10 protein-coding genes are annotated in these 12,226 nt (G+C 39.6%); 6 read left to right on the forward strand and 4 right to left on the reverse strand.

Features of this window, described 5'->3' with window-relative positions; all coding sequences use genetic code 11:
- The first annotated feature begins 13 nt into the window (after positions 1 to 13).
- Complete coding sequence (locus tag LS67_RS00870; RefSeq protein ID WP_034325401.1) at positions 14 to 1,036, forward strand: LLM class flavin-dependent oxidoreductase; 1,023 nt, start codon at positions 14 to 16, stop codon at positions 1,034 to 1,036.
- Positions 1,037 to 1,363: 327 nt separating this feature from the next.
- Here the strand turns inward: LS67_RS00870 and LS67_RS00875 are convergent, their stop codons facing one another.
- A complete protein-coding gene (locus tag LS67_RS00875) occupies positions 1,364 to 2,428 on the reverse strand; it encodes a polysaccharide pyruvyl transferase family protein (RefSeq protein ID WP_052099801.1) in 1,065 nt (354 codons plus the stop codon).
- A 356-nt stretch (positions 2,429 to 2,784) separates the two neighbouring features.
- Here LS67_RS00875 and LS67_RS00880 point away from each other — a divergent pair, with 356 nt between their 5' ends.
- The 4 genes from LS67_RS00880 (at position 2,785) to LS67_RS00895 (ending at position 5,816) form a co-directional block, all read left to right on the forward strand.
- Positions 2,785 to 3,552, forward strand: a complete 768-nt coding sequence (locus tag LS67_RS00880; RefSeq protein ID WP_034325402.1) for a substrate-binding periplasmic protein — start codon at positions 2,785 to 2,787, stop codon at positions 3,550 to 3,552.
- A gap of 70 nt (positions 3,553 to 3,622) precedes the next feature.
- The gene (locus LS67_RS00885) at positions 3,623 to 4,390 is read left to right on the forward strand and encodes a transporter substrate-binding domain-containing protein (RefSeq protein ID WP_034325403.1); all 768 of its coding nucleotides are present in this window, start codon (positions 3,623 to 3,625) and stop codon (positions 4,388 to 4,390) included.
- Entirely contained in the window at positions 4,390 to 5,085 is a 696-nt protein-coding gene (locus LS67_RS00890) for an amino acid ABC transporter permease (protein WP_034325404.1), read from the forward strand. The genes LS67_RS00885 and LS67_RS00890 overlap by 1 nt, the downstream gene beginning before the upstream one ends.
- Entirely contained in the window at positions 5,082 to 5,816 is a 735-nt protein-coding gene (locus LS67_RS00895) for an amino acid ABC transporter ATP-binding protein (RefSeq protein WP_034325405.1), read from the forward strand. Before LS67_RS00890 ends, LS67_RS00895 begins: the two co-directional genes overlap by 4 nt.
- A 301-nt stretch (positions 5,817 to 6,117) precedes the next feature.
- Here LS67_RS00895 and LS67_RS00900 read toward each other — a convergent pair whose 3' ends face one another.
- The 3 genes from LS67_RS00900 to ilvC all read right to left on the reverse strand — a co-directional run bounded on the left by LS67_RS00900 (position 6,118) and on the right by ilvC (position 9,370).
- Positions 6,118 to 7,101, reverse strand: a complete 984-nt coding sequence (locus LS67_RS00900; protein ID WP_052082045.1) for a radical SAM/SPASM domain-containing protein — start codon at positions 7,099 to 7,101, stop codon at positions 6,118 to 6,120.
- Positions 7,102 to 7,107: 6 nt separating this feature from the next.
- Positions 7,108 to 8,232 (reverse strand): cation diffusion facilitator family transporter, encoded by a 1,125-nt coding sequence (locus LS67_RS00905; RefSeq protein ID WP_052082044.1) that lies wholly within the window; start codon positions 8,230 to 8,232, stop codon positions 7,108 to 7,110.
- Positions 8,233 to 8,344: 112 nt separating this feature from the next.
- The gene (gene ilvC / locus LS67_RS00910) at positions 8,345 to 9,370 is read right to left on the reverse strand and encodes a ketol-acid reductoisomerase (protein ID WP_034325407.1); all 1,026 of its coding nucleotides are present in this window, start codon (positions 9,368 to 9,370) and stop codon (positions 8,345 to 8,347) included.
- Positions 9,371 to 9,517: 147 nt separating this feature from the next.
- On the opposite strand from ilvC, the gene LS67_RS00915 reads away from it, so the two are divergent.
- Positions 9,518 to 12,214, forward strand: coding sequence for a phosphoenolpyruvate carboxylase (locus LS67_RS00915; protein WP_081953891.1), 2,697 nt, complete (start codon positions 9,518 to 9,520; stop codon positions 12,212 to 12,214).
- Positions 12,215 to 12,226: the final 12 nt, after the last annotated feature.

The raw sequence follows: 12,226 nt of genomic DNA on the forward strand, positions 1-12,226 counted from the left end.
CAAGGAGGCATTTATGGAATTTGGATATTGGACACCTGTTTGGGGAAGTTGGCTTAGAAATGTTGATGATGATAGCACTCAAGGCTCGTGGGAGTATATCAAAGACTTGACACTGCGCGCTGAAGAACTCGGTTATGTGCTTACACTCGTGCCAGAGCTCTACCTTAATGATATTAAAGGTGAAAAAGCTCCTGCTCTTGATGCGTGGTCTATTGCTAATGGATTGGCAGCAATTACGAAAAAAATTGAGATTCTAGCAGCCTTGCGCCCACAATATCATCAGGTTGCTCTCACAGCAAAGCAAATTGCTACGATTTCACAAATTTGTGGTGGGCGATTTAGTATTAATATGGTGTCAGCGTGGTGGGCAGAGGAAGCGAGACAATATGGGATAAGCTTTGATGGGCACGATGATAGATACGCCCTTACACACGAATATACTGATGTTTTAAGGGGATTTTGGAGCAAAAGCCCTCTTAATCATAAAGGCAAATACTTTAGTTTTGAAAATTCATTTAATGAACCTAAACCTCCTAAAATGCCACTTGTATATGCCGGAGGAGAGAGCGAAAGAGGAAGAGAAGCCATTACGCAGTTTGCAGATAAATATTTAATGCACGGAGGCACAATAGAAGAAGTCAAAGAAAAAATTGCTGATATGAAAGGAAGAAAACAAAAGGCTGGATTAGCACCTTTTAAAGGCTTTGGAATGGCTACTTATATTATCATTAGAGACACAGAGGAAGAAGCCTTAAAAGAGCTAGAAAGAATCACAACGATTAAAAATTATGCAGATTATGAAAATTCCTATAAGAATTTCACAGGCAATTCCCAACTTGATGTAGAAGTCTCTAAATATGATTATAGCGTTTCTAATCGTGGTTTGCGCTCTAATCTTGTCGGCACAGCTAAGCAAGTAGCACAAAGAATCAAGGCGTATGAGGAAGCAGGACTTAATCTGCTTATTGTGCAATGTGCGCCTATGAAAGAAGAACTTGAGCGCATTGCCAAAGAGCTTATGCCTTTGGTGAAGTAATGTTTGCGTAGCTTTAAGAAACAAAAAAACAAATTTTAAAGATTTGATAGCCATTTTAGATTCTAAAGTCATTTAGAATCTGCTTTTACACCTCTTTCTTTCATAAAATGGGCTTTATTTTCCATTACTTGCCCTCCCTTGTGGGGGAAACCTTATGTGGCAAAACTGCTTTTGCAATGCAAAAAATAAGAAACTAGGAAAGCGTTTTTTGGATTTTAAGAGACAAAGAAATATGTAAAATCAGGCTGGAAACTACCTGAAGTGCTAGAGTAGCCAAAATTTTATAAACTTGCCACATAAATAGGGTAAATCTTTAACAGAATCCCATCACTCATTGACAATATCAAATTCCGCGATTGTTTTGCGAATCTCCGCTAAGTGCTTCATATCCACGCTTTCACCAAATTCTTGTAAAATGCTAAGTCTTAGATTTTCTAGCATATCTTTTTTGAGGGATTCTATATCTACACTCTGTGGATTAAAATTAACGCGCCCATTTTTTAAATCTTCGAAAGTCCAAATAGGCACAATCCCCTTAAGTGCCGAGAAGCGATTGATAGTTTCCTCATCTTTTGAAATAAGCACAACAGGGATTCCCATTGCTATGCAGGGTGAGGCGCAGTGCAGAGCGCCGGTAATGACTAACTTCGCTCTTTTCTTGTAATCATCGAGTAGATTCAAACTCCTTGTATATAAATCCTCGCTAAGTGAGTGATAATCCACATATCGTTGATTGACTTTTTGCGCATTTTCTTGTATGTCTTGGGGAATGTAGGGCAGGTATTCCTCTGCAAGATTCACTAAAAAAATATCGTTTACATTCTTTGCTAAAACCTCATCTCGTCTTGGCAGGGTCATCGTAAGACATCGCGAAAGATAGGCATTTAGCCCTAAATCTTTGCAGAATCTAAGCGTCTCAAAGTCCCTACAACCAATATCTTTATTTTGGAAAAACCACGGATAATAGATAACAAAATATTCTAAAAATTGATATATGGGTGGAGTGAAATGTGTGCCAACAAAAATAGGTAAAATCTCATTATTGGGAATAAAATGCGAGTTGCGCGCAAACCAACCTTGCATAACAGCAGGTATGAGGATATTACCCTCTCCCTCCTTTGCTGGTATATGAAAGCTTGTGAGAGAATCTCTATCAAAATATGTAAAATTCGCTTGTGGAAACAGCGTAGAAATCGCAGATTTGGTAGCAATGCTTTGGATAAAATCCCCCAAATTTGAGTGCTTCACCTCCACCTTATGCCTCGTATAAGTAAAAAGTAGAAAATGATTTTTGGCAATACTTGCATTATCATTAGGAATAATCAAATCCCTGAATACAAGTATTTTTTCTCCATAACAATTTGTATCCCATTCTAGGAAATTTTGCGGCATTAGACCTGCTCCTTAAAACATTTCACAACAACTTTGTGGCATAAAATAATGCAAAAATATATCGCATTAAACAATGCTTATAACCTTGCCACCTTAAAAACCTTGCGGATTCTATCATAAGTTACAGAATCTCGGGCATTTTTGAGTTCCTACAAATATAAAATATAGTTTCGCTCCTGCTTTATACAACGTCTAAAATAAAAAGGCAAAGCTAAATATTTACTCATAGAGTTACGAAAAATTTAACCTTTTAATGGTAATCTAACACATCATAAATATTTCAACACCTTGACACTTTGCATTCAAACTAGATGGACAATCAACATCAAGCAATATATAACAATAAAGGAGCATAAATGAGAATTGTTACCTTGCTACTTCTTGCCTTTAGCCTTAGTTTTAGCTTAGAGCTAAGGGTAGGGAGTGAAAATGCCTACAAGCCATTTGCATATCTCAATGAAAAAGGTGAGCCAAGCGGCTTTGATAATGATGTGATGAGGGCTATTTCTACTTATGTGGAAGATTCTAAGCTCGAGTTTAGTCCGCTTAATTGGAACGCGCTTTTTAGTGCGCTCGATGCAAAAAAAATTGACATTATCGCAAATCAAATCACCAAAACAAAGGAGCGCGAGGAAAAATATATCTTTTCAAAAAATCCTTATTTTTATGATGTAAGCACACTTATTAGCCTAAAAAATACGCCTATTAGCGATATAAAGGAACTTAAAGGTGCAAAAATTGGCGTAACGATTGGCTCAAATCACGCTAAGAATCTTGAAGAATATCTTGCAAATCACAAAGATTTGGAGATTCAAATCGTGTATTATAAGACAAGCTCCACACTCGTGGCGGATTTGAAAAATAAGCGAATCCACGCTATGGTAAATAATCCTATCGCCGCGCAGGATTATGCTAAAGCGCAAAAAATTACAATCACTCCTGCGAAATTTTATTTTGAAAAAGTGCCTGTGTATCTCATCTACCGCAAGGATAGTGCAAAACTTGCAAAAATTATCGATAAAGCAATGGAAAAAGCTGTGAAAAATGGTAAAATCGCCACGCTTCAAGCACAATATTTTGGTGAGGAATATTTCCAAATACTCAAGGCAGATTCTGAGTTATAGAATCTCAAACAAACTTGGCTAGATTCTAACCAAATCTAGCTCAAAGCAAACTCACACATAAAGGAAGCGAATGAAAAAGATACTTTTTGTTTTATTTTTACTTGGACTTGTGTCAGATTCTATCTTCGCATCAAGCCCTACAAAACCCATTGAAGTTGGCACAGGCAATGCCTATCGCCCATTTGCCTTTGTGAATGACAAGAATCAAATGGACGGCTTTGATATTGATGTGCTAAAAATCTTAAACAAACACGACAAGGGGCTTAATTTCAAATTTAACGGAGTGCAATGGAATGCAGTATTTCCCGGACTAGATAGCGGTAAATTCGACCTCCTTGCTTACCAAATCACCAAAACAAAGGAGCGCGAGGAAAAATATATCTTTTCAGATTATCCCTATTTTAACGACATTAGCGGGGTGATTGTGCGCGAAAATCAAAACATCACGGACTTCAAGCAGCTTAATAATCAAAAAATCGGTGTGAGCGTAGGCTCAAACTACGCGCGGGATTTAGAAAATTACCTCAAGGCGCACAAGGATTTGCAAATAGAGATAAAATATTATAAGAATCCTCCTGCGCTCATTGCGGATTTGGGAGCGAATAGAATCCAAGCAATCATAGGTGAGCCAATTAGCTCCATAAACATTGCCAAGGCACAAAATATCAACCTCAAGGCGACAGAGATTATTCTCGATAAAACGCCGGTATATTTTGTGTTTAATAAAAAAGATACCGCGCTTAAAGACAAGGTGTCAAAAGCCCTTAAAAAAGCGATAGATTCTAAAGATTTAAGCAAATTGAGCATTCAATATTTTGGGCAGGATTTAAGCAAATAATGTTTGATGGAGCTTATTTTTTAAACACATTTTTTACCCTACTTCCTGCACTTCCGCTGACATTTTTCCTCGCACTTGGCTCATTTGTCTGCGGTGGTGTGATAGGCTTTATCTTTGCGCTCATTCGCGTATTTGAAGTCAAATACATCAATCGTCTCCTAATGCTTTACATTTCATTTTTTCGTGGCACACCGCTTTTGGTGCAGCTCTTTATGTTTTATTATGGCTTGCCTATTTTCTTGCAATACTATGACATTCACATTGATTTTCATAATTTTGATAGCCTCTATTACGCGCTCATCGTATTTTCGCTCTATGCAAGTGCATATTTATGCGAAATTTTCCGCGCGGCTTTGCTTTCAGTCGATAAGGGACAAATTGAAGCCGCCTATGCACTGGGAATGACTAATACACAAGCTTTAAGGCGCATTATTTTGCCCCAAGCCTTTATGATTACACTACCAAATTTGCTTAATTTTTTCATTATACAAGTCAAAAATACCGCTCTCGCTTCGATTATCACAGTGCCCGAGCTTATGGGACTAGCGGATATAGAATCTGGCAGAAGCTCAAAATTTTTAGAAGTGTATCTTATGACTGCACTGATGTATTGGGTGCTATGCGTAGTGCTTGAAACGATATTTTTTAGAATCGAAAAGTATTTTGCTAAATTTAGAAAGAAATATGCCAAATGATAGAACTTAGCCATATCAACAAGACCTTTCATCAACACGCGGTGCTAAAGGATATTAATCTGCGCATAAATGACAACGAAATCGTGGCGATTATTGGACCAAGTGGCGCGGGTAAAAGCACACTTTTACGCAGTATCAATCTGCTTGAAAAGCCAGATAGCGGGCGTATTCTCGTTGATGATTTAAGTCTTGATTTTGCCAACTTTAGCAAACAAGAGATGTTTGCCCTGCGCCAAAAATCGGCTATGGTATTTCAAAACTTCAATCTTTTTGTGAATAAAAACATTTTAGATAATGTCAGCGAGGCACTCATAGTCGTCAAAAAAATGCCAAAAAAGGAGGCGCAAAGCCTTGCCATAGCACAACTAGAATCTGTGGGACTAGCCCAAAAGATAAAAGCATATCCCTATGAGCTAAGTGGCGGACAGCAGCAACGCGTGGCGATTGCTCGGGCATTGGCGTTAAATCCTAATATTATGCTTTTTGATGAACCAACTTCCGCACTTGATGTGGAGCTCATCGCCGATGTACTTGAGGTGATAAAAAATATCAAGGGCAAAACAATGCTTATCGTTACCCACGAACTAAAATTTGCTCAAGCAATAGCAGATAGAATCATCTTTATGAGTGATGGGGAGATTATCGAACAAAAGAGTGCGAAAGCCTTTTTTGAATCCCCTACACACGAAAGAGTGCGCAATTTCCTCGCTAAAGTCTCGCAACTTGGGTGATTCTATAAACTTTTAGAATCTCGCTCTAAAATCCCGCCGCTTTTGCGCCTCTACCACAGATACACAAGGTTTATGCGGAGAGTATGTCTTTATCCACAACTTAAATCACACAAAGTGTGGCATTAAAAGCATTATAAAGGCGAGCGATATATCACAAACAATATACAAAACAAGAAATAATTTGTGTGTGTTGATAAAACCACTCTTGCAAATTTTTGTCCCCTCCCCTTATACAACAAAAATGCATAGAAGACTCAACACAAAATCTATAATCCCCACAAATATGCAATCAGTCTAGATTCTATAAACCCACAGGCTCTAACGATTTTTCAAAAAATATTTCTTTCCACCGATAGCCCTGCTCACAATCTGCGCAAATTTTGCGTATATATTCATTGTGCGAAGAAGCAGTATTGGCAAACAACTCTCGGCGGAGATTCACACACTTGTGGGAGAAAAATATCTCAAACATATCTTGCTTTTTACAATCACCTATAATAAATGGCTCGTGCCCTTTCTCATCGCTCCTTGTATTGCAGCAGGGCATCACAAGCCCATTATAATCCACATAAAAACTCATCGCACTTTGAAAGCAGCCTGATTGGGTAGATTGGGAGTTTTTCATTAAATCTACCGAACCACCTCGTGATGAGCCCATTGCATTTGGATTCCTAGCACGATAGTATAGCTCTAACCCCTCCATTACAAAAGATATGCGGTATTCTTGTTTCTTATCCCACACAAGCTTAGATTCTAAGCCTAATTTTTGTTGCATCTTTTGCATAGCTTTAAGAATCTGCTCCCTATCAAAATGCTTTTGCGTAGGGTAGTAGGACATAAGTATCCAATTTATCCCTGCGTCCCTTAGCTCCTCTAAATATGATTTTGAAACATAATCACCATTTGTAAAAATATTCAACTTTGCCTTTGGTAATTTTTGTCGAGTTTGTCTTACACGTTTAAGTATAAGCTCTTTGTTTGCTAAAGGCTCGTTGAATCGATGAAAGCTAATGTCCTTACTATATTCAATCTCTGCAAGATTATTAAGAATCTTCAAAAAAACCGCCTCATCTAGCTCTGTGCTCGTGCTCTTTCTATCTATATGAGCATTTGGGCAAAAATAACAAGTGCGATTGCAAAAACTCGCAATCTCAAGCTCCACGAGTCGCAAATAATGTTTGAGAATCTGTTTTTGTAGCTCCCTATCGGTAATAGATGTGCTTAAAAGCACGATAGCATCAATAAAGCTTTGCATTCTAGTATCCACAGCAATGAGATTTTGCATTAGATTCTAAAGCCACTTTGGATTTGCTGTCCAACTGACAGAAAGCCAAATCTTGTAGCTTGGTATCTCAAGGGCTTTTTCTATGCGCTCACGAATGCTATCAAACTCCTGCATACTCACAGGTTTAAAATGCTCGTGGGTGAGGATATTCACCTCTACCATATAGAATCTGCCTGATTTTGCCACGTGCGTATCGTAGTCGCTAAAGCCAAATTCCGCACTCAAAGATTCCATAATCTGCGTGATTTTCTCATCAATCTCGGGGGGCGCGACCATAACCAAATCTTTAAAATTCGCTATGGCAATGCGAACAGGCGAAACACACAAAAGCAAGGACAAAATAGCCAAAAGCGCAGGGTCGATGTAGCGCGCAAATGTGCTTGAATGCGTATCAAAGCCAAAATGAGGCAGCATATATATCGCCCCAAATGCCACCAATGCGCCCAAATACAACACACAATCAATTTTCCACTCGGTATTATCAACCTTAATCAAATCAGATTCTAGAATCCTCGTGTAAAGGAGCGTATAGACAAACAGCACACCACAAAACGCAAAGGCACACAAGCTATAAAGCACTGCGCCGCCCAGCTCCACCTCATAGCCACCATTGACAATACTTTGAATCGCATTGATAAAGGCATAAACACACACAAAGACGAGCACGAGGGACTTAAAGAGATTAACCATTGGTTCAAAGCGCACATAGCCATACTGAAAAATATCATCGTCCTCTTTGTAGATATAGCGCGAGGTAACCACGCTTAACGCACCTAATCCCACACTAATAAGAGCCACAAAACCATCAAAAATAACCGCCATAGACTTGACATAAATCCCAAAGCCGATACCAAAAATAGCAAGTATAAGCGCACTAAACATCGAAACTTTTAACACAAATTGTTCTTTTTGCGCGGCTTTAAGCACATCTTGTAGTGAAACTTTGAGGTTTGCAAAATGCGATTTGGCACTTTCCTTGCTCCTTTGCCTCGTATGCAAGCTATGCGCACTTTCTTTGCGTGAGCTAAAACGTGTTTTATTGCCACGCACACTCGTGCCATAGCCAAGATATGTCTTATCGTTTCGAGGTGTGAGGGAGGATTCATAGGGATATTGCGGAGTTTGTGCCATTTTATGCCTTTGCACTTTTGCGTTTTGTTTGATTTTGGCTAAGGGGCGAGTTTATTTAGAATCTACCCCCTTTTTTAGCAGTCTTGCAGAAGAGGACAGATTCTAATGCCCACTAATTCTTATCCTTATCCACCAATTTATTTGCGCCAATCCAAGGCATCATCGTCCTTAATCTCCCACCTACTTGTTCAATTTTATGTTGAGCAAGATTCTTGCGCTCTGCATTCATTCTTGCATATCCTGCTTTGCGCTCTAAAATAAAGTCTTTAGCAAATCGCCCCTCTTGAATGTCTTTAAGAATTTCTTTCATCGCCTTTTTAGATTCTGCATTAATCACGCGCGGACCGCTAACCATATCGCCATATTCTGCAGTGTTTGAGATAGAATAGCGCATATTAGCTAGTCCTCCCTCATAAATCAAATCCACAATGAGCTTTAGCTCGTGCAAGCATTCAAAATACGCCATTTCTTCAGGATACCCTGCATCGACCAAAGTTTCAAATCCAGCTTTTACAAGGCTTGTAACCCCGCCACAAAGCACCGCTTGTTCGCCAAATAAGTCTGTTTCTGTTTCATCTTTGAAAGTTGTTTCAATGATTCCACTGCGTCCGCCACCAATCGCACTTGCATAGCTTAGCGCAATGGCTTTAGCATCGCCTCTGCTTGTATCTTGCTCTACTGCGATTAAATCGGGGATTCCGCCACCTTTGACAAACTCACTGCGAACGGTATGACCCGGGGCTTTTGGTGCGACCATAATCACGCCCACGCCTTTGGGAACTTTGATTTGCCCAAAATGGATATTGAATCCGTGTCCAAATGCAATGATTTTATCCTCGCTTAAAGAAGGCAAAATATCCTTTGCAAATACATCAGCTTGCAACTCATCGGGGATTAAAATCATAATCACATCAGCCGCTTTTGTCGCCTCACTCACTTCAAGCACCTTAAAGCCCTTTGCTTCAGCCTTGCTCCAGCTAGAGCCGCCACGATATAGCCCGATAATCACCTCAACGCCAGAATCTCGCAAGTTTTCTGCGTGTGCGTGTCCTTGACTTCCAAAGCCAATCACGGCAACCTTTTTCTTTTGAATAAGCCCTAAATCACAATCTTTGTCGTAATACACTTGTAATGCCATTTACTTTCCTTTCGAGGCGTCCGCACTCTTGTTAAAATAAAACTTGGATTATAGTTAAAACAAACTTAGTTATAATTAATTCTAGAATTAATTATAAGAATCTACGCAAAAACACTCAATCATCTTTAAAAGATACAAAGGACACCTATGCCAAAAAACTCACATAAAGACTCTAAAGTCCCATCTACTAGCTCCGCCCTGCTTCAACCCTCGCAGATTGAATTTGTCTTTGAAAGCATTACGAGTTTGCTCCAAACGATTGATTGTGAGCTAAAAAATACCTTTATAACGATAAAAGAATCCATCGAAAAGCAAGATAATAAAACGCTTCTATCCACACTCTCCACACTCAAAGAGCAAAACAAAATACTGCCGATAATAAAGGCTTTTACCCTCTATCATATGCTCCTTAATATCATCGAGGAGCTCAATATCAGTGGCAACACAGAGGCAAATAAACTCTCTCAAGCCCTGCAAGAGCTTAACAAAGAGGGTTATGAAATGCCTGAAATACTAGAAGTTTTGGAGCATTTAAGATTCTATCCTGTCTTTACCGCTCACCCCACAGAATCTCGCCGCCGCACATTCCTAGAGGCACATCATCAAATGAGCGAAAACATCAAGGATATTTTCGCATACAATGACGAAAAAGCAAAAAATCAGCTCCTCTGTCGGCTAAAACTCCTCTGGCAAACACATTTGGTGCGTAGTGAAAAAATGGAGATTCTCTATGAACTTGATAATTTACTTTATATCATTGAAAGTTCCGTTTTAGAATCTGCCGCACAGGTGCTTACATACATACAAAACTTGCTTGATAAACCGCTAGAAGCCTCTCCTATTACCTTAGGAAGCTGGGTAGGAGGCGATAGAGATGGTAACCCCTATGTAAGTAATGAGATACTCACAAAAGTAATGAAAATTGCGCATAAGGCGATTATTGAATCCTACATTAGCAAGTGCGATAGGCTTATACGCGAACTCTCGCTCTCAATTGACTTTGTCAAGCCCTCACGCGCACTTATGCTCTCTATCCAAAACCAAATACACGAACTTCCTAGTAGCGAGGCAACACTCTTTGCAAAAGAGCCTTTTCGCGCCAAGCTCTACCTTATGCGCAAAAAACTACAAAATCGCCTCATAGCCATTAATGCGCCGGATAATATTGACTTCACTTACGCAGATTCTAAAGAACTTTTAGATGATATTGATTTGCTTATGGAATCTTTAGACCCTCTCTCTGCACAAGGGCTGAAAGAATTTCGCCATTTGGTGCTTTTGGGAGGATTTCATTTATTGCGCCTTGACTTTAGGGAGCATAGAGATGTGGTATTAAACACGATTAGCGAGATTTTTTGCCTACTAGGCTTAAGTGATAGCGACTTTAAAGACTTGAATGAAAACAAAAAGTGCGAGATTCTCAACCTCGCCTTGAATAAAAAATATGATTTAAATATTATTATTCAACAGCTAAGTGCGCAGTCGCAGCGGCTTGTAGGAGCATTTTTACGCATACAATGGGCAAGAAAACACATCTCTAGGCATATTTTGCAAAGCTTTATCGTCTCTATGAGCACACAAGCAAGTGATTTGCTCTGTGTGCTGTGGTTTGCCAAACAAAGCGGATTGTGGAAAGCAGGAAAGCAACAAGAGGCTAAAAGCGGCAAGGCGTATATTTCTATTACACCACTTTTTGAGACCATAGATGATTTGCAGAGGGCAAAAAACATTATCCGCATACTACACACAAATGCGCATTATAGGCAATATCTCTATGACAATAATAACACGCAAGAAGTTATGGTGGGCTATTCGGATTCAAGCAAGGACGGGGGGATTTTTGCGAGTAATTACAACCTCCACCGCGCCATTACGAGCCTTACGCATTTGCAAGATGAACTAGGCATTAGCATTAGCTTTTTTCACGGACGAGGCGGAAGCGTGTCTCGTGGCGGAGGAAGCCTAGAAGAAGCACTCCTCTCGTCTGCACCAAAAAGTGTGCATAACACGCTTAAGACAACCGAACAGGGCGAAATGATAAGCGCAAAATACCTCAATAAACACATTGCTACAAAGAATTTTTCAAGCACATTAGGTGCTTTACTCAAAAAGAGTGTGGCGGATACTTTTTGTATGAATGGCGCGTGTGAGAGTGATGCGCATATTATGGCATTGCTTGAGCCTGTATCTATTGGCTCATTTGAAAGCTACCGCGCATTAGTCTATGAAGACAAGGGCTTTATGAGCTATTTTAAAATGGCAACACCCATAGCTTTTATACAAAATCTTAATCTCGGCTCACGCCCGAGCAAACGCAAAGATTCGCAAAAAGTAGAGGATTTACGCGCAATTCCGTGGGTATTTGCCTGGACGCAAAATCGCGCCATTATCCCTGCGTGGTATGGGCTAGGCAGTGGCTTAAGTCGTGTGGATAAAAATGCGCTTAAAGATTGCTATGAGCTGTCTTTATTTTTCAAAACTACCATTGATAATATCTCACAGGCTATGCTTAAAGTGGATTTAGACATTGCCAAGCTTTATAGCGCATTTGTAGCAGATAAAGCGGTGCGGGAGCGCATTTGGGAGTGCATTTATAGTCAATATAATCTCACACTTGAAAATCTTTTGTATTTGCGTGGAGAGCATAGGCTACTAGATTCTGAAATGGCAATTCGCGAATCTATCCTCTTGCGTAAGCCCTATTTGAGTGTGCTTAACCTCACGCAAATCGAGCTTATCAAGCAATATCAAAGTTCCCCATACGAGAAAGCAAAGGACAGAATCCTAGAGCAAATCCACGCCACAATTGTAGGTATTGCGCAAGGCATTCGCAACACAGGGTAAAACCCAAATACT

The organism is Helicobacter sp. MIT 03-1616, assembly GCF_000765685.2.
GTDB classification, from domain to species: Bacteria; Campylobacterota; Campylobacteria; order Campylobacterales; family Helicobacteraceae; genus Helicobacter_C; species Helicobacter_C typhlonius.

Coding starts and splice junctions, on each gene's coding strand:
- LS67_RS00870 (WP_034325401.1), top strand. CDS start 14: ATGGAATTTGGATATTGGACACCTGTTTGGGGAAGTTGGCTTAGAAAT.
- LS67_RS00875 (WP_052099801.1), bottom strand. CDS start 2,428: ATGCCGCAAAATTTCCTAGAATGGGATACAAATTGTTATGGAGAAAAA.
- LS67_RS00880 (WP_034325402.1), top strand. CDS start 2,785: ATGAGAATTGTTACCTTGCTACTTCTTGCCTTTAGCCTTAGTTTTAGC.
- LS67_RS00885 (WP_034325403.1), top strand. CDS start 3,623: ATGAAAAAGATACTTTTTGTTTTATTTTTACTTGGACTTGTGTCAGAT.
- LS67_RS00890 (WP_034325404.1), top strand. CDS start 4,390: ATGTTTGATGGAGCTTATTTTTTAAACACATTTTTTACCCTACTTCCT.
- LS67_RS00895 (WP_034325405.1), top strand. CDS start 5,082: ATGATAGAACTTAGCCATATCAACAAGACCTTTCATCAACACGCGGTG.
- LS67_RS00900 (WP_052082045.1), bottom strand. CDS start 7,101: ATGCAAAATCTCATTGCTGTGGATACTAGAATGCAAAGCTTTATTGAT.
- LS67_RS00905 (WP_052082044.1), bottom strand. CDS start 8,232: ATGGCACAAACTCCGCAATATCCCTATGAATCCTCCCTCACACCTCGA.
- ilvC (WP_034325407.1), bottom strand. CDS start 9,370: ATGGCATTACAAGTGTATTACGACAAAGATTGTGATTTAGGGCTTATT.
- LS67_RS00915 (WP_081953891.1), top strand. CDS start 9,518: ATGCCAAAAAACTCACATAAAGACTCTAAAGTCCCATCTACTAGCTCC.